Here is a 20,714-nt window from a genome sequence, read left to right on the forward strand (position 1 = left end):
TGTTGAAATTAGAATATTTTATATCAAAACGATTAGTTACTTCTAAAGAGTATAAAAATAGTGTTTCTGCGCCAATTATGAAAATTGCTGTCATAGCAGTAGCGATCAGTACTATTATGATGTTGGTTTCCATAGCAACAGGTTTGGGATTACAAAACAAAATTAGGGATAAAATAACGTCCTTTAACGGACATATCATCATTTCTAATTACGATAATAACCAGTCCGATATTACTTTAGAGCCCATAAACATAAAGCAGGATTTTTATCCTGACTATACTTCCTTTTCAGGTGTTAAAGAAATTCATCCTTATGCTTCAAAAGCAGGTGTTATCCGAACACTGGAAACCTTTGAAGGAGTCATTTATAAAGGGGTAGGTGATGATTATAACTGGAGTTATTTAGAAGATTATATTGTTGAGGGCAGGTCACCGGAAATTAAGAAAGAAGGGATGACTAATGAAGTGCTCATATCAGAATATTTGGCCAAAAGGCTTGCTATTAAACTGAATGATAAAATAGAGACTTTTTTTATGAAAGATTCTGGAAACGGTATGCCGAACATCCGGGCTTTTGAGGTTGTCGGAATTTATAATTCGGGATTTAAATCATTTGATGAAACGTACGTGATCGGAGATTTGAAACAGATTCAGAGACTTAATAAATGGTCAAAAGATGAAGTGGGGGCTTTTGAAGTGTATGTGGAAAATTTTTCCAACATCAATGCAGTTAATGATAGCTTATATACCAAAATTCCTGCCTCTCTGAACAGCGTTTCAATTGTAGATAAATTTTTCAACATTTTTGATTGGTTATCATTATTCGATTTCAATATTTATGTTATTCTGGGTATTATGATTCTTGTGGCAACGATCAATATGATTGTAGCTTTGCTGGTATTGATTTTAGAGCGTACCAAGATGATAGGTCTGTTGAAATCTCTCGGAGCCGGAAACTGGACGATCCGAAAAATATTTTTATTGCAGGCATCTCATATTGTATTTAACGGACTGATCTGGGGAAATATAATCGGTATAGGTGTGCTACTTCTACAACACTATTTTGGAATTGTAAAGCTGGATCCGACACAGTATTATGTGACCGAAGCTCCTGTATACCTCAATGTTTTCTATATCGTTGGACTTAATCTTGCTTTGATTGTTATTTGTTATCTGATCATGATTATTCCATCTTATATTATTACGAAGATAACCCCGGTTAAGGCGTTGCGATATCAATAAAAAATCCGGCGATTGCCGGATTTTTTATTTTTCAAATTCTCTTACAAATTCTAAAAGAGGTTTATCGTTTTCCAGTAGTGTCAAACGGGTACCGTCGAGTTTATAATGTGAGGTTTTTGATAGAGCATTGGTAAAGGCTTGTTCATTGATTCCTTCGCAAAACATTTTTGTCATTGCGAGATGGTTAAATTTAATGGTGTTTTGATGAATCAACATTTTACCATTGATACTGTTACAAGCTGTGTTACCTGAAATCTGAGTGGAGTTGATGTCAATATTGATAAAAGGTTTTTTGTAAGGGTAAAGAGTACTTACTTTTTCTTTTACCGTAAATATTTTATCTAAAACCCACTTTCCATTAAGAGAAACCTTGTGAAATTTAAGCGAACCCTTGTCGCTTTTCAGGATAAGGACATTCTCTGTTACTTTATAGGAAGATGCTGTGGTAAAAAGCATTTTGAATTCAGTATCTTTTACTTTATCACAATACATCAGGGTTGAAACATAATTCGGATTTACTTCAATCGAATTGTTTTTCTTTAATTTTGCAGTAGTATTAATACCGTTACATCCGTCTTTTCCATATATTTTGACTTCTTTTCCAGATTCGAAAGTCAAAGTAGGTACACCTTGTGGGAATGCTTTGTTAATATCCTTCACATCACTTTGTTCTACCAATTGCCAGGTTCCGTTTATGAGTTCCTGACTTTGGGCACTGTCTTTTTTAGCGGCGCAACCGGTAAGCCCGATAACAACCCCGATAACAGCCAACGATTTGAAAATTTTGTTCTTCATGGGATTAATTTTTTTTCATAAAGGTAAAAAAAAAGCCTTGCAATGGCAAGGCTATGAAATTATTGGTTGTGTAAAAAGGCTTGTCTTTCTAATAATATTGCTTCCGATTCCACATGGTTGTCATCCGGAACACAGCAATCTACAGGGCAAACAGCAGCACATTGAGGCTCTTCATGAAAGCCTTTACATTCTGTACATTTGCTCGGTACAATGTAATAGTAGTCATCAGAAATAGGTTCATTTGGTGTCTCTGCATCAGCAGTAGTTCCGTCAGGTAACGTGATCTTTCCTGTAAGACTGGTTCCGTCTTTATAACGCCAGTCATCAGCACCTTCATAAATAGCGGTATTCGGACATTCTGGCTCGCAAGCACCGCAGTTGATACATTCGTCTGTTATTATGATAGCCATGGCTAATTTGTATTTAAATATATAGTAACTTTGTTGTTGCAAAAATACGGTATAATAAAATTAGAAACAATATAGATATGGTTTTAGAAGAGAAAATAAATGCCTTTGTTCTTTTAGGGGAATTTATGAAACAGTTTTCATCAAATGAATACAAAAAAAATGAAAATCTGCCTTTTAATGATCTGTATTTTGACACCTGTAAAACACTTATTGATCAGTCTGTCAGTCATAATGGCTGGTTTACGAAAGATCAGGTGCTTTTTTCTTTTGGTTCATGGAGTGAAGCCCTTGTAAAGGAAAACATAGAAAAATGGCTTTCTGCGTATGATTTGAGCAATGAATCACTCAAAACGATTGGTCTTATTTTAGCAGGAAATATTCCTTTGGTAGGATTTCATGATGTGATTGCGGTTTTGGTTTCCGGGAATAAAGCCCTTATTAAACTCTCTTCCAACGATCAAAAATTACTACCTCTTTTATTGCGCTATTTGACAGAAGTTGCTCCGGATTTTAAAGAGAGAATTACGATTACAGAAGAAAAATTCGACTCCTTTGATGCCGTGATAGCTACAGGCAGTAATAATACATCGAGATATTTTGAATATTATTTTAATAAAGTGCCCAATATCATCCGAAAAAACAGAAATTCTGTTGCTGTCTTAACCGGAGAAGAATCACAACAGCAGTTAGAAGCATTAGGAGAAGATATCTTTAGATATTATGGTTTGGGCTGCAGAAATGTTTCAAAACTTTTTGTACCGCAAGGTTATGATTTTACTTCATTTTTTGAAGCTATGTATGCTTATAGAGAAGTAATTGAGTATGAAAAATATGCCAACAACTATGATTATAATAAAGCTGTTTTTCTCATGAGTAACTATTCGATTCTTGATAATGGTTTTCTGACCATCCGGGAAGATAAAAATCATGCTTCGCCGATTTCATCTGTATTTTATGAATACTATACGGATATTAAAGAAGTTGAACAGCGGCTGAATGCCGATAAGGAGCATATACAGTGTGTGGTTTCAGATCAGCTTAAAGAAAAAAGTATTCCGTTTGGTACTACACAGAAGCCAGCTTTATGGGATTATGCAGATGATGTTGACACTCTGAAATTTTTACTGAACTTGTAAAATAATTGTGTACCTTTAATAGAACATTATAAATAAGTAAAGTATGCTGGACCAACTGACTAAAATTGTTGAACAATTTACACAAAAAGAAGTGGCTGCAAATGCTCAGATTGATAATAATCTGGCAGGTTCTGTAGCAAAAGAAACAGGAAATTCTTTGGTTGAAGGACTAAAATCAGCTGTCTCAGGAGGCAATATCTCTGATTTAATGGGAATGGCAGGTAATTTAGATGTTAGTTCGCTTACTTCTAATCCTGTTGTGAAAAATATCATTGATTCGTTAAGCAGTAAACTGAGTACAAATGTAGGTTTGGATGCGGGCACAGCTTCAGGTTTTGCAGGATCTGTAATTCCGCAGATTCTTACCACTGTTGTTGAAAGTGTGAAAAACGGAAATTTCAATATTGGTGAACTTATGGGATCAGGCGGACTTACTGCAGCTTTAGATCAGAACGGCGATGGTAAACTTGGAATGGATGATGCAATGGACGCTATAAAAAAAGGCGGTTTTGGAGATTTATTAGGAGGATTTTTTAAAAAATAAAAATGTCATCCTTTGCTATAACAGGTCAGCTTTATGCTGACCTTTTTTGTTCATTTCCGGATAGAAGGTGACCGTCATTATTCTTTAATCTGAAAAAGATTAGAGAAGACAGCGCAGTGATAGCTCCGAGCGAAATAAAAGTGTATTTAAAGGCATTAGCTGTTTCTCCATGGAAGAAATTACCGGCATCTTTAAAGTAAGACAGGATTAACGCTGCTACTGAGATACCAAAACTTATGGATAATTGCTGCATAATGGCTAAGAGACTGTTTCCTGCACTTGCATTATCATTGTCGAGATCAGAAAGAGAGATCGTATTCATAGAAGCCATTTGTATCGAATTGAAAGCTCCGTAAAAAATCATCAGTATAATCATATACAGCAGTGGTGTTTGTGACGTTGCGAGACTAAACATACCAATGATAGTGGCCAGAATAAGGGTATTACTTACGAGTACTTTTTTATAACCAAGTCTTTTAACCAGAGGTACTACCCAGGGTTTAATCAGAACTGTAGTAACAGCTGATGGGAGTAACATAAGACCTGCTGTAGAGGCAGAATAGCCAAATCCTACCTGAAGCATCAATGGCAATAAAAAGGGAATACCACCGATACCAAGTCGGGTAAATAAACTGCCTGAAAGTCCTATGCGAAGGGTTCGTATCTCCAAGAGTTTCAGATCAATAATAGGAGCTTTGGTGCGTTTCGAATGTCTTACGTATAATAAAAAACAGATCATTGCCAGAGCTACAAATATCAGAATCATAGTAAAGCTTGTTATTCCTACACTGGTAAGTTCCATTACAAGGGTAATTAAAACAATGGTTAAACTGAAATAAATCAATCCGGTAGTGTCAAATTTGCTTACCGTATTTTTGAAATTAGGCATTACTTTTTGTGTAAGATAAATTCCTGCGATACCGATGGGTAAATTAACAAGGAAAACCCAGTGCCATGAAAGGTTGTCTGACAACCACCCGCCTAAGCTGGGACCTATAACTGGTCCGATTAAGCCGGGGATGGTCATAAAATTAATGACTCTCAGCAATTCATTTTTCGGATACTTGTATAGAATAGCAAGCCGTGCTACCGGCACCATCATGGAACCTCCTATGGCCTGAATTATTCTCGAAATGATAAGAGTGGATAAGCTTGGTGATATAGCGCAGAATAGTGAGCCCAGAGTAAAAACAGCCAGAGCAAATGTAAACGTTCTTTTGGTTCCGAATTTGTCAGAAAGCCATCCGCTGAGGGGTATCAATATGGCAAGAGTAAGTGTGTAACTTACAATGATCGATTGCATTTCTAACGGAGAATAATTCATATCCTTAGCAATGCTGGGTAATGATGTATTCAGAATAGTACCGTCTAATGATTGCATAAAAATTGCCATTGCAGCTATCCATGGAAGGTATTTTTCTTTTTCTCCGAAACTTTCTTTTTGCATATAGATCAAATGAAGTGCAAAATTATTAAATATTCTTCAGATAATTTTTAAACCTTTGTTAAACAAAAAAACACCTTCTGTATAGAAGGTGTTTTTGTATTATAGAACAGAGTAGTTTATTTTCTACGTAATTCTTTGATTTTAGCTTTTTTACCAGTAAGTTCTCTGAAGTAGAAAATACGAGCTCTGCGAACTTTACCTCTTTGGTTAAGTTCTACTTTTTGTAAAGCAGGCATATTGATTGGGAAGATACGCTCTACACCAACGTTTCCTGACATTTTACGAATAGTGAAAGTTTCAGTTGCTCCAGCACCTCTTCTTTGGATTACAACTCCTTTGAAAAACTGTGTTCTTGTTTTTTCACCCTCTTTAATTTCATAATAAACCGTAATTGTATCTCCGGCTTTGAAATCTGGAAAATCTTTTTTTGTAACGAGTTCGTCCTGAACGAATTTTACTAAATCTAAAGACATTTTGTAACTATTTTTATGTTATATTTAGAGCAACGTTCACGGTTATCGCCAGAGGTTAGTCTAAAAGTGGGGCAAATATAAAGTTTTTTTTGTTTTTATAGAAATAATATTCCAGAAATTTTATATTTATCGGTACTGTTGATATTATTTGGTAACAGGTTCTATGGTATAACCCTGTAATTTCAATAAATTTAATACACCTGTTTCGCCAGCTAAGTGACCGGCTCCAACGGCAAAAAATGTAGATTGTTTTTTCATTATAGCTGGCATTTTTTCAATCCATCTGTGGTTTCTGTTGCTTAATAACAGGTCGTAGTTATCCGTATCCATATAAGACGTTTCATTCATGATTTTAATCATTTCCTGAATATCCTGTTTTTTATATACTTCCACCATTTTAGCCGTCAAATTTTGGTCTTTATCATTCAGATCTTGCAGCATTTGTATGATCGTGTCTATACCTGCCATTGAAGACATAATTTCTGCCTGCTCAGCAACAGTTTCCAACCCGCCTGTTTTTTTACCAGCTGCCATTTGAAGTAATTCTATTTCATACATTTTTATATCCTTGCATGGAAATGATTTGTATGTAATGGTACTTAGAATTCCCAAATCAGACATGTTTTCAAACTCTTCAATGTCGATATTAAGATTGCTTTTAAGAAGTTTGGCTGCTATTTGATATTGATCAGAAGAAATTCTCTGTGAAAGGGGTGTTTCACTTTTGATCATTTCCTGCATTTTTTTCATTTCCTGTATATCCGCAAAATTTAATTCTCCGTAGAATGCTTTTGATTCTTTCAATGCTTTTTGTACCTGAGGCAGCATAAAATAATCTGACTTGCAAATCATATGAATGGTTCCGAATAGATAAGATGGTTGTTCAAGACCATTTCCGGAAATTTTCCATAAAAGGCTGTTTTGCCCTTCCTGAGCTTTTGCATTATAGCTCAGTAGTTGTACTAAAAATAATAGAATACCAAAGGATGCTTTTTTAATCAGAGTCATAAGTTTGATGGTTTAATAATAGTAATGGTCATAAAGATACTAAAAAAAATAAATGATAAACGAGGACTTAAATTGATTTAATCGCTTTAATTAATGTCAGAAATTGTAAAAAAATAAAAGCTTATCTAAGGATAAACTTTTACTCATCCAGTAAATCAGGACGTCTTGTTTTGGTATGGTCATACGCTTTTTGCTCTCTCCATTTTTCTATTTCAGGAAAATTACCGCTTAAGAGAATATCAGGAACTTTCCATCCCTTATATTCGGCTGGTCGCGTATAAATGGGCGGTGCGAGTAAATTGTCCTGAAAACTATCTGTCAGGGCAGATGTTTCATTACTCAGTACTCCGGGTATCAATCGGATAATGGTGTCGCAGAGTATCGCAGCTCCGAGTTCACCACCGGATAAGACATAATCACCAATAGAAATTTCTTTTGTAATAAAATGATCGCGTACTCTTTGATCAACCCCTTTATAATGTCCGCATAAGATGATGATATTTTTAAGAAGAGACATGCTGTTGGCCATTTGCTGGTTCAGTGTATCGCCATCAGGTGTCATGTATATAATTTCATCGTATGTGCGTTCACTTTTGAGTTGTGTTATGCATTTATCAATGGGTTCTATACTCATTACCATACCTGCACCACCCCCGAACTGATAATCATCTACATTTTTGTGTTTATTGGTGCTGTAATCTCTCAGATTATGAAAATGAACTTCTACAAGTCCCTTTGCAATTGCTCTTTTTAGTATAGAAGCTTGAAAAGGACTTTGTATTAATTCAGGCAAAACAGTAATAATATCAATACGCATAACATCAAATTTCAGCAAAAGTAAGGCAAAAATATGAATTGTAAAATGCAAGAAGATCAGATGCTGTACTGAAACGGATAATTGCTTTTGGTTATATTTAACAACAGCTTTAAATATTTGTATTTAAAAACAGGCTATAAAAACGTATATTTGTGTTTCATTTTAACATAAAACGAAAACAAATGCAAGACGGGATTTACGCTAAATTCAATACTGAAAAAGGCGAAATATTAGTTAAACTCACTTACGATAAAACACCTGGAACAGTTGGTAATTTTGTTGCACTGGCAGAAGGAAATTTAGAAAATACGGCTCGTCCACAGGGAAAACCGTATTATGACGGATTGAAATTTCACAGAGTAATTTCAGATTTTATGATTCAGGGAGGTTGTCCTCTTGGAACAGGAACAGGTGATCCGGGATATAAATTTGATGATGAATTTCATCCTGAATTAAAGCATGATGCTCCGGGAATATTATCTATGGCAAATGCCGGACCGGGAACAAACGGTTCTCAGTTTTTCATTACGCACATTGCTACACCGTGGCTGGATAATAACCATACTGTGTTTGGTCATGTAGTAGAAGGGCAGGATGTAGTAGATGCAATCGAGCAGGCAGATGTTCTTAATACTTTAGAGATTATACGCGTAGGTGAAGAAGCGAAAAAATGGAATGCTGTCGAGGCTTTCAGAACGTTTGAAGGAGCACGCGAAAAAAGAATTGCAGAAGAAAAAAAACGCATGGAAGATGAATTAGATAAAATTGCCGCAGGGTTTGAAAAAACAGCCAGTGGTCTTCGTTATCAGTTCATCCAGAAAGGAGACGGAAAAAAAGCAGAAAAAGGAAAAAAAGTTTCTGTTCACTATAAAGGACAATTAGTAAACGGTCAGGAATTTGATAATTCATATAAAAGAAAACAGCCAATTGATTTTAATTTAGGTATTGGTCAGGTGATTGAAGGATGGGATGAAGGAATTCAATTATTACAGGTAGGGGATAAAGCCCGTTTTGTAATTCCTTCTCACTTAGGATACGGATCACGTGGAGCAGGAGGCGTAATTCCTCCAAACGCTACATTGATTTTTGATGTAGAATTAGTTGATGTAAAATAACAAAAATCCTCTTTATGAGGATTTTTTAAATTATAATTTCATGAAAAAATGGCTGATGGTACTGTGTTTTTCTCCTTTATGCGGATATTCACAGTTAGGAGGGGTAAATATGCACTGCGGATATGATTTTACCTCTTATCTTGTAGTACATCCCCATGAAAGCGGCAATGAAAAAACAATCAGCGGATTAAAAATTTCTGTTTGTAATAGTGAAGGGGTGGATGTTATTAATATAAATAATGCTTTGAGCTGGAAGAATGCCAATAAACCTCTTATTTTTTTTCGTAATTACAGAATAGACGCGGATAATAAGAAATTACCTGAAGGAACAACTTCCGGAAAATGGTTTTATTATTTTGCTCAGGATCACTACTTACTTTCCATATCCAATACTTTTAAAGCAGATGATTTCTTTGTGAAAATAGAGGATGTTGACGGGGATGAAAACGGAGGTACATATAAAACGCAGATAATACCTTTGGCGGCTTATAATATGTATGTATTATGTTCTGCTGAAGAAAGGGATAAGGTAGTTCAGTTCGGAAGAAAAATGAACAAGCCGATACAGGTGGTGATGGAGAAAGAATGATTAAATATAGAATAAAAAAAGGAACTCATTTGAGTTCCTTTTTTTTAATCTATTGTTGTTTTGTATTTCCAAAATACATCTCTGCAAACGATAAATTTTTACCGTGTTCAATACGTTTATGAAAGGTTTCAGGTTTGATTTCGCTTGGTTTTTCAAAACCACATGCTGAAATAAACTCTGCAAATGCTTTCATAGTATTTTTATGGAAAGTAGCTACACGAACTGATTTGTCTGTAATGTCCATTCCCTGATACAATAGTTTGTCCTGAGTGGCAATACCTACCGGGCAATGACCGCTGTCACATTGTAATGCCTGAATACATCCAAGAGCAAACATCATTCCGCGTGCACTATAGCATGCATCTGCCCCTAATGCCATGTTTTTAGCAAGGTCAAAGGCTGAAATTACCTTTCCTGCAGCTAATATTTTGACATGTTGTCTTAAATCATATTCTTTTAAAGTATTATTTACAAATACCAATGCATCAGACAATGCCATACCCATATAGTCAATAAACTCTAACGGAGCTGCTCCTGTACCACCTTCAGCACCATCTACTGTGATGAAATCAGGATAAATTCCCGTTTCTTTCATTGCTTTTACAATGTCGGTAAATTCATCTTTACGTCCGATACATATTTTAAAACCAACAGGTTTACCATTAGACAGTGTTCTCAGACGCTGAATAAAATGGGTTAATCCTATTGCATTTGAAAAAGCTGAGTGTGATGACGGTGAATGTACTGTTGTAAAAGGTTTGATACTTCTGATCTTAGCAACCTCTTCGGTGTTTTTTTCTGCCGGTAATAATCCTCCGTGACCTGGTTTAGCTCCTTGTGAAAGTTTTAATTCTATCATTTTCACTTCAGGATAAGCTGATCTTTCTTTGAATAATTCATCAGAGAAGAAACCGTTTTCATCTCTACATCCAAAATATCCTGTTCCTATCTGCCAGATCAGATCACCACCTGATCTGTGGTAAGAAGAAATACCACCTTCTCCGGTATTGTGAGCAAATTTGCCGATTTGAGCCCCTTTATTGAGAGATGTAATGGCTTTTTTGCTCAATGCACCGTAACTCATGGCACTGATGTTATAGATACTTGCGCTATATGGTTGTGAACATTGATCGTTTCCAATCAATACCCGGAAATCTGTATCGGTAACATGTTTAGGGTAAACAGAATGAGAAGCCCATTCGTATCCGATACGATTCGGATCATCCTGCATACCGAAAGATACTGTTTGCTTTTGGTTTTTTGCACGCTGATATACAATTGATCTTTCACGTCGGTTAAAAGGTTTACCATCCAATTCTCCTTCAAAAAAGTATTGTCTTAATTCCGGACGTACAGACTCCAGAACATATCTCAAACGTCCAATAATCGGATAGTTTTTTCTCAGGGTATGTTTTGATTGAAAACCGTCAGAAACTGCCAGCAAAAATAAAATTACCGGAACAATCAGTATTAAGAAATTATAATTATCAAATAAGACAAGGAATAGGGAGATAGCTAAATAGATTATTACCGCTGCCCAAATAATTTGTCTTATTACAAATCGATTGAAAAACTTTTGATGTAACATGGATTTTTTTGCACTAATTTGTTGTTGTTTCCTTTTTTGATTTATTCAGTTTTAGAATTGCGAATTATTAAACTGACTTTTTATTAATTCTGTAATTTTTGGCTGTTTAAATCCTAATTTATTGAATTGGCAAATTTATAAAAGATTTTCAAATTGCAATTATTTTTTCCATTTAATATTGCACCCGATACTGGGCTTTTGATCATTTGAAATTCTTCTGTTATATATAACTCCGTCAATGGCATTTCTCAGATCTGTTCCGCTCAATGGGATACCGTTTCCTGGACGCGAATCGTCGAGTTGACCTCTGTATACCAAACGATCTCTTTTGTCAAACAGATAGAAGTCAGGTGTGCAGGCAGCCTGATATTTTTGGGCTACTTCCTGCGTTTCATCATACAGATAAGGGAAATTGAAATTATGAGTAAAAGCAAACTCTGCCATCTGTACCGGACCATCCTGAGGGTAGGTCAAGGCATCATTGGAAGAAATTGCAACAATTCCGATTCCCTGTATGCGGTAATCATTCGCAATCATCAGAAGTTCTTCTAATACATGTAGTACATACGGACAATGGTTACACATGAAAATAACCAGAGTACCCAATTCTCCTTTTGTATCCTTGTAAGATAACCAATCATTTGAATTGGTGTCTTTTAAATAAAAGTCTGGAGCAGTTGTTCCTAATGCTACCATATTGGATGCTGTTTGTGCCATTAGGTTTTTTTTATGTAAAAATACAGCCAATTAGTCTTTAAACAAAGCCAAGCAGCTATTATTTTATAGGTTGTGTGATTATGCTTTTTAAATATTATTTGAATAAACGGCTTCTATCAGATGTATTTCAGTTATAATACACCGTATCGCATAATTTTTAAACATCCAATTTTTGGAAATCTGAATTCAAGCTTTTGAATTCCGGTACAATCTTTTTCATCTGTATTACCATTTCTGTGATGTTGGTATAGGATAAATCATGTAGTGCATTGATTTCGGAATCAATAGAGATATAGTGTTCTTTGTCATCTACAGCAATCATAATCTTCTCATGATGTGTAGGGAGGGTTTTAGAGGAATCGTTTAATAATTCTTCATATAGCTTTTCTCCTGGACGTAAACCAACAATTCTTATTTCTATATCCTGATCAGGTATAAGACCTGCCAAACGGATCATTTTGTGTGCCAGGTCGATTATTTTGACGGGTTTGCCCATATCAAAAATATACACTTCGCCTCCATTTCCCATAGACCCTGCTTCCAGAACAAGCTGACATGCTTCGGGTATGGTCATGAAATAACGAATGATGTCCGGATGGGTAATGGTGATTGGACCGCCCATTTCTATTTGTTTGGTAAACAAGGGAACCACAGAACCGTTAGATCCCAATACATTTCCAAAACGCGTAGTAATGAATTTTGTACGGCTTTTATGCGAATCTTTGAGATAACTGTCTAAAGATTGTACATATTTTTCTGCAATTCGTTTGCTGGCACCCATTATATTACTTGGATTTACCGCTTTATCTGTAGATACCATTACAAAACGGTCTACATTATATTTTACGGATAAATCAGCTAAGACTTTTGTTCCGAAGACATTGGTTTGTATTGCCTGTTCTGGATGGTTTTCCATTAGCGGAACGTGTTTGTAGGCTGCCGCATGGTATACAACATCTGGCTGATATTTCTGAAATACAGCTTCCAGTAATTCCTTATTTTTAATATTGAGAATAATGGGAATTATTTCGCAACTGGTATCATTTTTCTGCATTTCAAGGCTGACTTGATGCAAAGGTGTTTCTGCCTGATCTACAATCAGAATCTTTTTAGGGTTAAATTTGCTTACCTGCCATACAATTTCACTTCCAATAGATCCTGCGCCACCGGATACTAAGACTACTTTGTCATTCAGTTGCTTACTGATGTTGCAATTGTCCAATTCAATTGGTTTGCGTTCCAGCAAATCCTGTATTTTTATATTACGTATGTTGGCTGCAATGGTTTTCTGATTACTCATATCATTCAGATAAGGCAGATTGAAAACTTTAATATTGTATTGCAGGCAGTCGTCAATGATTGAAATTTTTTCTTCGTTATTGAGTGTATTATCTGCAATGATAATAGACTGAGCACCCAATTTTCTCGCTAAAACAGAAATCTTTCTGTTTACATTCAGCAGAGGGAGATTTAATATTCTATTGGTAGATATGCCGGGTTTTTTATCTACAAAACCAACCAAATGAAAACGCTTTGGAGATTCTGTGATTATGGCATTTGCGATAGTCAGTGCTCTGTTGTCAGAACCGTATATAATGGTGTTTATTAAATCATTGTTGTTGGATGTGGTGAGATATGTTTCGAACATGGATTTTACCAAAATACGAAATGCCAGTAAAAGACAATAAGAAAGAATACAGCAAATAAGCAAATGGGTATTCAGGAAAATCTTATAGTCAAAGGCAGTTGAGGAAATAACATTGATAATGTATAACGTAATCAAAACCGAGAACTCAGACCAGAAAAGCTGAATAGCATCTACTAAAGTGGTATGACGAATGATTCCGGCAAAAGTTTTGTATTTCCAGAAAAAGAAAAGATGGGTAATCAAATACAATAATATGGTCCAATACGAATTTTTATCAGGGAAAAAATTCAGACCTATTCCATCTAAAATATAACTTCCGATGACCGCTGAAATTGAAACTATAAAAAAATCGATGAATAAGATTATCCAACGAGGTAAATATCCAATATTTTTAATCTTATCTTTTGATAAGGTATTGAATGGGTTTGTTAATTTCGTTTTCAAGAGTTTTGGTTATTAAGAGATAAAAGTATTTGTCGCAAATCTATAACAAAAAAGACAATAAAAATAGGATTAAAATTCTAGTTTTTTCTTTCTTAATTCAAAATTTTGTCCTAAATATACTTTTCTTACCATTTCGTCTTCTGCTAATTCTTCAGGTACTCCCGCTTTTAGAATTCCTCCTTCAAACATCAGGTACGTTTTGTCTGTAATGGCAAGTGTTTCCTGAACATTGTGATCGGTAATCAGAATTCCGATATTTTTATTTTTAAGTTGGGCTACAATCCTTTGAATATCTTCAACAGCCACAGGATCTACTCCTGCAAATGGCTCATCAAGTAAAATAAATTTAGGATCGGTAGCCAGAGCACGGGCAATTTCCGTTCTCCTGCGCTCACCACCTGAAAGAAGGTCTCCTCTGTTGGTTCGTATATGTCCTAAACTGAATTCTTCAATTAGAGATTCCATTTTAGCTACTTGTTCCTTTTTCGTAAGCTTTGTAAGCTGCAGAACACTTAAAATATTATCTTCAATACTTAGTTTTCTGAATACAGAAGCTTCCTGTGCCAGATAACCAATGCCATGCTGTGCCCGTTGATACATAGGAAAATCTGTAATATCTGTTTTGTCAAGATATATCTTACCACTATTGGGTTTTACCAATCCTACAATCATATAGAAAGAAGTTGTTTTTCCGGCTCCGTTGGGTCCGAGTAATCCTACGATCTCTCCCTGATTCACTTCAACAGAAATTCCTTTTACTACTTTTCTGCCTTTATAGGTTTTTATTAAATTATCGGCTCTCAGTTTCATCTTTTATAGCTAATGCGGTAGATTTTTTTAAATTTCTTTTAGTAATAACTTTTGCCACAATAATACTACCTTCATATAATATCACCATCGGTATTGAAACAATGATCTGACTTACCACATCGGGTGGAGTGACAACAGCAGCAATTATTAATATTAATACATACGCATATTTTCTGTATTCTTTCAGAAACGCATCGGTGATTAAACCGAGGTGTGCTAAAAAGAATATAATGATAGGTAACTCAAAAATCAAGCCAGTTGCGAGAGAAGTGGTTTTTACGAGACTTATATACGAATTGATGTCAATTTGGTTTTCAACAATATCACTGATTTTCATATTGGCTAAAAAGTTGATAGACAACGGCACTAATACAAAGTATCCGAATGCTACACCCAAAAAGAAGAGTAGTGAAGAAACTCCGATAAATGCTTTTGCATATTTTCTTTCGGTTTTGTATAAAGCCGGGCGAATAAACTTCCATACTTCCCATAGGATATAGGGAAATGATATGATGAAGCCTGCTGTAATACACGTCCAGATCAAAACGGATAGCTGCCCGTCCATAGTTCTGTTTTGTATTTCGAACGGTAATTCCTGATTGCAGAAACTTTTGTCAAGATCAAACTGTTGTGCCAGATCACAAAAGAACTGATACGTGATAAAATTTCCGTCTTTAGGTCCAAAAATGATCGTATCAAAAATGAAACTGTTAAAGGTGAAAGCAATGATTCCTCCTATGATAATCGCAATAGAACTTCGTACGAGTAACCATCTCAATTCTTCGAGATGGTCAAGAAAAGACATCTCTTTGTTTGTATTTTTATTTTTCATTATTAAACGATTCCTTCTTTTAAAATATCATGCAGATGTATGATTCCGGCATATTTTCCACAATCTGTAACTACAAGCTGGGTAATGGAATAGTTTTCCAGTATACCTAATGCCTCTGATACCAAAGCTGTTTTTTCAATTGTTTTAGGAGTAGAAGACATGATATCTTTTGCCTTCAATGCCATGAAATCACTTTGATTTTGAAGCATTCTCCGGATATCTCCGTCTGTAATGATACCGACGATTTTTTCATTTTCCAGAACAGCCGTAACCCCCAAACGTTTACCAGATATTTCTACGATGACATCTTTTATAGGCGTTTCAATACCCACCTGTGGTTTATTGTTACTGTCTAAAATGTTTTCTACTTTCAGCAGTAATTTTTTACCCAAAGCACCGCCCGGATGAAATTTGGCAAAATCCTCAGCTTTAAACCCTCTCAGTTCCATTAATGAAGTGGCTATAGCATCTCCAAGAGCCAGCTGAACCGTTGTACTGTTGGTCGGAGCCAGATTATTCGGGCACGATTCACGTTCGATATAGGAATTAATCACATAGTCTGCATTTTTTCCGAGGAAAGAATCTTTATTAGCAGTCATTGCTATTAAGATATTTCCATCTCTTTTGAGTAAAGGTACTAAAACTTTTATCTCCGGACTATTGCCACTGTTAGAAATACACAGAATGATATCTGCGGGTGTCACCATACCTAAATCCCCGTGAACTGCCTCTGCTGCATGCATAAAAGCAGATGGTGTTCCTGTAGAATTTAATGTGGCTGCAATTTTTGTGGCAATATGCGCACTTTTACCGATTCCTGTAATGATCAGTCTTCCTTTGGTTTCAAAAATTTTTATTACGGCCTGAGCAAACTCTTCTGTAAGCAAATCAATTGATTTTGCAATGCTTTCACTTTCAGATCTTAAAGTATTGCCGGCATTTTGTATGATTAATGAGATCGTGTTCAAAACCTAAATAATGTTAAATATTGTTTACTATTAAAGATTGGTGTATCTTTATGTTTTGCAAATTTAGATAAAATAGCATTATATAATAAATGAAATCACTTGAAATTGACTTACACAAAGAATTAAAAAAGTATTTTGGATTCAATCAGTTTAAAGGCTTGCAGGAAGGTGTCGTTGAAAATATTATTTATGGCAATAATACATTTGTGATTATGCCTACAGGGGGGGGCAAATCATTATGTTACCAATTACCTGCTTTAGTTCTTGAAGGTACAGCAATTGTTGTTTCACCACTGATTGCATTAATGAAAAATCAGGTCGATGCTATACGAAGCTTGTCAAGCGATATAGGCATTGCACACGTTTTAAACTCTTCTCTCAATAAAACAGAAGTAGCAAAAGTAAAAGAAGATATAAAAAGTGGTATTACCAAATTACTTTATGTAGCCCCGGAATCTCTTACAAAGGAAGAATATGTTTCTTTTTTGAATACTGTTCCATTATCTTTTATTGCAATTGATGAAGCGCATTGTATTTCAGAATGGGGGCATGATTTCAGACCTGAATACCGCAATCTTAGAAATATAATCCGTCAGTTGGGCGATATTCCGATCATTGGTCTTACCGCTACGGCTACACCAAAAGTTCAGGAAGATATTCTTAAAAATCTCGAAATACCGGATGCAAAGGTTTTTAAGGCCTCTTTTAACAGACCTAATTTATATTATGAAATACGTCCTAAAACAAAGAACGTAGAATCTGATATTATCCGATTTATTAAACAATTTAAAGGTAAATCAGGCGTTATTTACTGTCTCAGCAGAAAAAAAGTAGAAGAAATAACCCAGGTATTACAGGTAAACGGTATTAGTGCAGTAGCGTACCATGCCGGATTAGATGCAAAAACACGGGCAAAGCATCAGGATATGTTTCTGATGGAAGATGTAGATGTGGTGGTCGCAACTATTGCTTTCGGTATGGGAATTGACAAACCTGATGTTCGCTTTGTAATTCATCATGACATACCTAAATCACTTGAAAGTTATTATCAGGAAACAGGACGTGCCGGGCGTGATGGAGGAGAAGGATACTGTCTGGCGTATTATTCGTATAAAGATATTGAAAAATTAGAAAAATTTATGTCCGGAAAGCCTGTTGCTGAACAGGAAATCGGCTATGCCCTGCTACAGGAAGTAGTTGCTTATGCTGAGACATCTATTTCACGGCGTAAATTTTTGCTGCATTATTTCGGTGAAAACTTTGATGAACTCAGTGGTGACGGATGGGATATGGATGATAACACCAGAAATCCTAAGACTAAAATTGAGGTAAAAGATCAAGTGCAGCAATTATTACAGGTGATTAAGGATACCCGACAGATATATAAAACAAAAGAAATTATCAATACATTGGTGGGTAAAGTTAACGCTATTATCAAGTCATATAAAACAGACAGCCAGTCGTTTTTCGGATCCGGAAAAGATTTTGATGATCATTTTTGGATGGCTGTTATCAGACAGGTTATGGTAGCGGGACTTATCTCTAAAGATATTGAAACATACGGAGTACTTAAATTAACTCCAAAAGGAGAAGATTTTCTAAAAAATCCGGTTTCTTTTATGGCTTCAGAGGATCATAAATACACGGAAAATAATGATGATGCTGTTGTTGTTAATTCAAGATCGTCAAGTGTAGCAGATGAAGTACTCATCGCTATGCTTAAAGATTTGCGTAAACGGGTAGCGAAGAAACTTGAAATTCCTCCATTTGTTGTGTTTCAGGATCCTTCACTGGAAGATATGGCACTCAAATATCCTGTAAGCCTGGAAGAATTATCTTCTGTACACGGGGTGAGCGAGGGTAAAGCTAAAAAGTACGGAAAAGAATTCGTTAGTCTCATCGCCAAATATGTTGATGAAAATGATATCATACGTCCGGATGATTTAGTGGTAAAATCTACGGGAGTAAATTCAGCTTTAAAATTATATATCATCCAAAGTGTAGACCGTAAGTTGTCCTTTGATGACATTGCTTCAGCAAAAGGTCTTGATATGGAGGCATTGATAAAGGAAATGGAACAAATTGTTTATTCCGGAACACGTCTTAATATCAACTATTGGATTGACGAGGTATTAGATGAAGAACAACAAGAAGAAATTTTTGATTATTTCATGGAATCGGAGAGCGACGCCATCAAACTGGCTATGCAGGAATTTGACGGAGATTACGATACGGGTGAACTGCGACTCATGCGTATCCGATTTATCAGTGAAATGGCAAATTAACATCAGGGCTTGTTTATATAAACAAGCCTTGCTATTTTAAAGTAAATATTTCAAAATGGAGAAGAAAATTTGTGTTTTTTTTATGGTTTTAGTAGCTGGCATTTTTCATGTATCAGCACAAAACATTGATGCGAAAGATGTTTATTTTTCGGAACTGTACCACCAGATCAATACCCTATCTCAGGGAAATAACTGGGAAGAAAAAAGTAACGTTTCCAGCCGTTTTTCTGAGGAGTTTAAGCAATTTATCACAGAACATGCAGAAACGATAGATGCAGATTTTAAAAATCTTTCCAAAGACATTCACATCGTTACTTCTGAAGATAAAATGCTTAGAATATATAGCTGGGATACTCAGGAGGGCGGAACCATGAAGTTTTTCGATAGAATTATTCAATACAAAGCAGGAGATAATGTATATACCTATAATGAAGTACCTCAAGAGGGAGATTCCGGAGCCTTTACCATTGCGATACACAGTATAGAAATCCAAAATAAAAAATATTACCTCGTGGTGGATTATGCTATCGGTTCTACAAAAGACCATGCACAATCTGTTCAGGCCTATACAATTGATAAGGGGAAACTTAATAATCAGGTAAAAATTTTTAAAACCTCAAAAGAATTATTAAATACCATCCATTTTTACTTTGATTTCTTTTCAGTAGTGGATAGGAAAGAAAGACCCATACAATTGATACAATACAATGATAAAAAGAAGTGTTTATATATTCCTGTAGTAAATGAAGCCGGAACGGTGAGTAATTCGTTTTTGGTGTATAGTTTAAAAGGAAATTATTTAAAATATATCGGAATTCAAAAAAATACAAAATGACAGAACAGCAAAAATACATCACATGGGATGATTTTACTAAAATTGATATAAGAATAGGAACTATTATAGAGGCTGAGATATTCAGTGAAGTACGTAATCCGGCTTATAAACTCATGATTGATTTTGGAGATTTAGGTGTCAAAAAATCTTCTGCACAGATTACAGTTCTTTATGAGGTTGAAGAACTTATCGGAAAACAGGTAGTATGTGTCGTAAATTTTCCACCCAAGCAGATTGCCAATATTAAAAGCGAATGTCTGGTGCTTGGAGCTGTTGGTGAAAACAAAGAAGTAACCTTGCTCAGCGTGGATAAAAGCGTGACCAACGGTCTGAAAATAGGATAAACAGTATAAAAACTGAAATACTTCCGTAATATCTATTGTATTGCGGAAGTTTTTTATTTTTAAAAGCAGCTGACAAAACAAATAAATCGTGTTGTAAGGGTGATCTGATAAAAAAGCTATTGGAATCGTATGTGTCACGGTTTAATTGATTTTTTCCAGTTTTTACCAATCTCTCTTATGTAATAGTTCACACAACTTTTATACAGATTTTTATGCATTTGCTTTTCTCTGATGTGAAATTTTAAGTTCTCGTAGCAGAGCGCCATTACCTGTATACCGATCATACTTTTGGTACATCGGATAAAATTTTTCTGAAATTTTTGTATTGAAAACTATTTAATCCATTCTTGAAATCACAATCTTTTCTCTTAAAAGGTAAACGTAACTATTATTTTCTTTTTTACAGCAATTTTAAAAAAAGTAAAAAAAAACTTGTGAGTTTTTTTTATTACCCCTAAATTTACAACTGTATTTAATTACCAATCAAATACATAGTAAAAAAGTCGGTTTTTTATTTACATCTACCAAAAATAAAACGGCTGTATTTGTGTTACACAAAGTTTGTATGTACTACCTGCTTACTTTTTTATCCGGTACTATTAAATACATATTCTACCAAAAAGATTTGTTTATACAAATCGCAATCTAAGATAAAATAGATAAGGAGA

The 20,714-nt window shown here is 35.2% G+C and carries 21 protein-coding genes; 8 read left to right on the forward strand and 13 right to left on the reverse strand.

From position 1 onward, the window contains the following. Positions 1–2: 2 nt before the first annotated feature. Positions 3–1,241, forward strand: coding sequence for an ABC transporter permease (locus QW060_RS04255; protein WP_290362411.1), 1,239 nt, complete (start codon positions 3–5; stop codon positions 1,239–1,241). A 24-nt stretch (positions 1,242–1,265) separates the two neighbouring features. On the opposite strand, the gene QW060_RS04260 is transcribed toward QW060_RS04255, so the two are convergent. Together QW060_RS04260 and QW060_RS04265 are read right to left on the reverse strand one after the other, a co-directional pair. Next, on the reverse strand, positions 1,266–2,036 hold the full coding sequence (locus QW060_RS04260) for an META domain-containing protein (RefSeq protein ID WP_290362412.1): 771 nt from the start codon (positions 2,034–2,036) through the stop codon (positions 1,266–1,268). A 59-nt stretch (positions 2,037–2,095) separates the two neighbouring features. Further along, positions 2,096–2,446 (reverse strand): 4Fe-4S dicluster domain-containing protein, encoded by a 351-nt coding sequence (locus QW060_RS04265; RefSeq protein ID WP_290362413.1) that lies wholly within the window; start codon positions 2,444–2,446, stop codon positions 2,096–2,098. A gap of 77 nt (positions 2,447–2,523) precedes the next feature. Here QW060_RS04265 and QW060_RS04270 point away from each other — a divergent pair, with 77 nt between their 5' ends. Then, positions 2,524–3,582 carry an acyl-CoA reductase gene (locus tag QW060_RS04270; protein WP_290362414.1) on the forward strand — a complete coding sequence of 353 codons (1,059 nt, stop codon included), beginning with the start codon at positions 2,524–2,526 and terminating at the stop codon, positions 3,580–3,582. A gap of 43 nt (positions 3,583–3,625) precedes the next feature. Beyond that, positions 3,626–4,126: a hypothetical protein gene (locus tag QW060_RS04275; RefSeq protein WP_290362415.1), complete on the forward strand. Its 501-nt coding sequence runs from the start codon at positions 3,626–3,628 to the stop codon at positions 4,124–4,126. Positions 4,127–4,157: 31 nt separating this feature from the next. Here the strand turns inward: QW060_RS04275 and QW060_RS04280 are convergent, their stop codons facing one another. From QW060_RS04280 to trmD, 4 genes are all read right to left on the reverse strand, one after another. Next, complete coding sequence (locus QW060_RS04280; RefSeq protein WP_290362416.1) at positions 4,158–5,573, reverse strand: DHA2 family efflux MFS transporter permease subunit; 1,416 nt, start codon at positions 5,571–5,573, stop codon at positions 4,158–4,160. Positions 5,574–5,689: 116 nt separating this feature from the next. Beyond that, positions 5,690–6,046 (reverse strand): 50S ribosomal protein L19, encoded by a 357-nt coding sequence (rplS, locus tag QW060_RS04285; RefSeq protein ID WP_290362417.1) that lies wholly within the window; start codon positions 6,044–6,046, stop codon positions 5,690–5,692. Between the two features lie 144 nt (positions 6,047–6,190). After that, positions 6,191–7,054 (reverse strand): TraB/GumN family protein, encoded by an 864-nt coding sequence (locus QW060_RS04290; protein ID WP_290362418.1) that lies wholly within the window; start codon positions 7,052–7,054, stop codon positions 6,191–6,193. A 139-nt stretch (positions 7,055–7,193) separates the two neighbouring features. After that, positions 7,194–7,871: a tRNA (guanosine(37)-N1)-methyltransferase TrmD gene (trmD, locus tag QW060_RS04295; protein ID WP_290364689.1), complete on the reverse strand. Its 678-nt coding sequence runs from the start codon at positions 7,869–7,871 to the stop codon at positions 7,194–7,196. A 182-nt stretch (positions 7,872–8,053) separates the two neighbouring features. Between trmD and QW060_RS04300 the strand changes: the two genes are divergently transcribed. Continuing rightward, positions 8,054–8,986 (forward strand): peptidylprolyl isomerase, encoded by a 933-nt coding sequence (locus QW060_RS04300; RefSeq protein WP_290362419.1) that lies wholly within the window; start codon positions 8,054–8,056, stop codon positions 8,984–8,986. A 40-nt stretch (positions 8,987–9,026) separates the two neighbouring features. Further along, entirely contained in the window at positions 9,027–9,575 is a 549-nt protein-coding gene (locus QW060_RS04305) for a hypothetical protein (protein WP_290362420.1), read from the forward strand. 49 nt (positions 9,576–9,624) lie between these two features. Here the strand turns inward: QW060_RS04305 and QW060_RS04310 are convergent, their stop codons facing one another. The 6 genes from QW060_RS04310 to QW060_RS04335 all read right to left on the reverse strand — a co-directional run bounded on the left by QW060_RS04310 (position 9,625) and on the right by QW060_RS04335 (position 16,582). Further along, a complete protein-coding gene (locus tag QW060_RS04310) occupies positions 9,625–11,163 on the reverse strand; it encodes an FMN-binding glutamate synthase family protein (RefSeq protein WP_290362421.1) in 1,539 nt (512 codons plus the stop codon). A 159-nt stretch (positions 11,164–11,322) separates the two neighbouring features. Then, on the reverse strand, positions 11,323–11,880 hold the full coding sequence (locus QW060_RS04315) for a thioredoxin family protein (RefSeq protein WP_290362422.1): 558 nt from the start codon (positions 11,878–11,880) through the stop codon (positions 11,323–11,325). Between the two features lie 157 nt (positions 11,881–12,037). After that, entirely contained in the window at positions 12,038–13,972 is a 1,935-nt protein-coding gene (locus tag QW060_RS04320) for a polysaccharide biosynthesis protein (protein WP_317623163.1), read from the reverse strand. 69 nt (positions 13,973–14,041) lie between these two features. Further along, positions 14,042–14,782, reverse strand: a complete 741-nt coding sequence (lptB, locus tag QW060_RS04325) for an LPS export ABC transporter ATP-binding protein (protein WP_290362423.1) — start codon at positions 14,780–14,782, stop codon at positions 14,042–14,044. After that, positions 14,763–15,614, reverse strand: coding sequence for a twin-arginine translocase subunit TatC (tatC, locus tag QW060_RS04330; RefSeq protein ID WP_290362424.1), 852 nt, complete (start codon positions 15,612–15,614; stop codon positions 14,763–14,765). Before tatC ends, lptB begins: the two co-directional genes overlap by 20 nt. Before the next feature lie 2 nt (positions 15,615–15,616). Further along, entirely contained in the window at positions 15,617–16,582 is a 966-nt protein-coding gene (locus QW060_RS04335) for a KpsF/GutQ family sugar-phosphate isomerase (RefSeq protein ID WP_290362425.1), read from the reverse strand. 89 nt (positions 16,583–16,671) lie between these two features. Here QW060_RS04335 and QW060_RS04340 point away from each other — a divergent pair, with 89 nt between their 5' ends. The 3 genes from QW060_RS04340 to QW060_RS04350 are packed head-to-tail and all read left to right on the forward strand — an operon-like array spanning position 16,672 to position 20,046. Then, positions 16,672–18,867, forward strand: a complete 2,196-nt coding sequence (locus QW060_RS04340; protein ID WP_290362426.1) for an ATP-dependent DNA helicase RecQ — start codon at positions 16,672–16,674, stop codon at positions 18,865–18,867. Between the two features lie 55 nt (positions 18,868–18,922). Next, positions 18,923–19,702 (forward strand): P-loop NTPase family protein, encoded by a 780-nt coding sequence (locus QW060_RS04345; RefSeq protein ID WP_290362427.1) that lies wholly within the window; start codon positions 18,923–18,925, stop codon positions 19,700–19,702. Continuing rightward, the gene (locus QW060_RS04350; protein WP_290362428.1) at positions 19,699–20,046 is read left to right on the forward strand and encodes a tRNA-binding protein; all 348 of its coding nucleotides are present in this window, start codon (positions 19,699–19,701) and stop codon (positions 20,044–20,046) included. The genes QW060_RS04345 and QW060_RS04350 overlap by 4 nt, the downstream gene beginning before the upstream one ends. 134 nt (positions 20,047–20,180) lie before the next feature. Here the strand turns inward: QW060_RS04350 and QW060_RS04355 are convergent, their stop codons facing one another. Continuing rightward, positions 20,181–20,330: a hypothetical protein gene (locus QW060_RS04355; protein ID WP_290362429.1), complete on the reverse strand. Its 150-nt coding sequence runs from the start codon at positions 20,328–20,330 to the stop codon at positions 20,181–20,183. Between the last annotated feature and the right edge of the window lie 384 nt (positions 20,331–20,714).

The sequence above is a fragment of the Paenimyroides ceti genome (assembly GCF_030409925.1).

Coding starts and splice junctions, on each gene's coding strand:
- QW060_RS04355 (WP_290362429.1), bottom strand. CDS start 20,330: ATGATCGGTATACAGGTAATGGCGCTCTGCTACGAGAACTTAAAATTT.
- QW060_RS04270 (WP_290362414.1), top strand. CDS start 2,524: ATGGTTTTAGAAGAGAAAATAAATGCCTTTGTTCTTTTAGGGGAATTT.
- QW060_RS04345 (WP_290362427.1), top strand. CDS start 18,923: ATGGAGAAGAAAATTTGTGTTTTTTTTATGGTTTTAGTAGCTGGCATT.
- QW060_RS04275 (WP_290362415.1), top strand. CDS start 3,626: ATGCTGGACCAACTGACTAAAATTGTTGAACAATTTACACAAAAAGAA.
- tatC (WP_290362424.1), bottom strand. CDS start 15,614: ATGAAAAATAAAAATACAAACAAAGAGATGTCTTTTCTTGACCATCTC.
- QW060_RS04265 (WP_290362413.1), bottom strand. CDS start 2,446: ATGGCTATCATAATAACAGACGAATGTATCAACTGCGGTGCTTGCGAG.
- QW060_RS04300 (WP_290362419.1), top strand. CDS start 8,054: ATGCAAGACGGGATTTACGCTAAATTCAATACTGAAAAAGGCGAAATA.
- rplS (WP_290362417.1), bottom strand. CDS start 6,046: ATGTCTTTAGATTTAGTAAAATTCGTTCAGGACGAACTCGTTACAAAA.
- QW060_RS04310 (WP_290362421.1), bottom strand. CDS start 11,163: ATGTTACATCAAAAGTTTTTCAATCGATTTGTAATAAGACAAATTATT.
- QW060_RS04350 (WP_290362428.1), top strand. CDS start 19,699: ATGACAGAACAGCAAAAATACATCACATGGGATGATTTTACTAAAATT.
- QW060_RS04315 (WP_290362422.1), bottom strand. CDS start 11,880: ATGGCACAAACAGCATCCAATATGGTAGCATTAGGAACAACTGCTCCA.
- QW060_RS04280 (WP_290362416.1), bottom strand. CDS start 5,573: ATGCAAAAAGAAAGTTTCGGAGAAAAAGAAAAATACCTTCCATGGATA.
- QW060_RS04305 (WP_290362420.1), top strand. CDS start 9,027: ATGAAAAAATGGCTGATGGTACTGTGTTTTTCTCCTTTATGCGGATAT.
- QW060_RS04290 (WP_290362418.1), bottom strand. CDS start 7,054: ATGACTCTGATTAAAAAAGCATCCTTTGGTATTCTATTATTTTTAGTA.
- QW060_RS04340 (WP_290362426.1), top strand. CDS start 16,672: ATGAAATCACTTGAAATTGACTTACACAAAGAATTAAAAAAGTATTTT.
- lptB (WP_290362423.1), bottom strand. CDS start 14,782: ATGAAACTGAGAGCCGATAATTTAATAAAAACCTATAAAGGCAGAAAA.
- QW060_RS04260 (WP_290362412.1), bottom strand. CDS start 2,036: ATGAAGAACAAAATTTTCAAATCGTTGGCTGTTATCGGGGTTGTTATC.
- trmD (WP_290364689.1), bottom strand. CDS start 7,871: ATGCGTATTGATATTATTACTGTTTTGCCTGAATTAATACAAAGTCCT.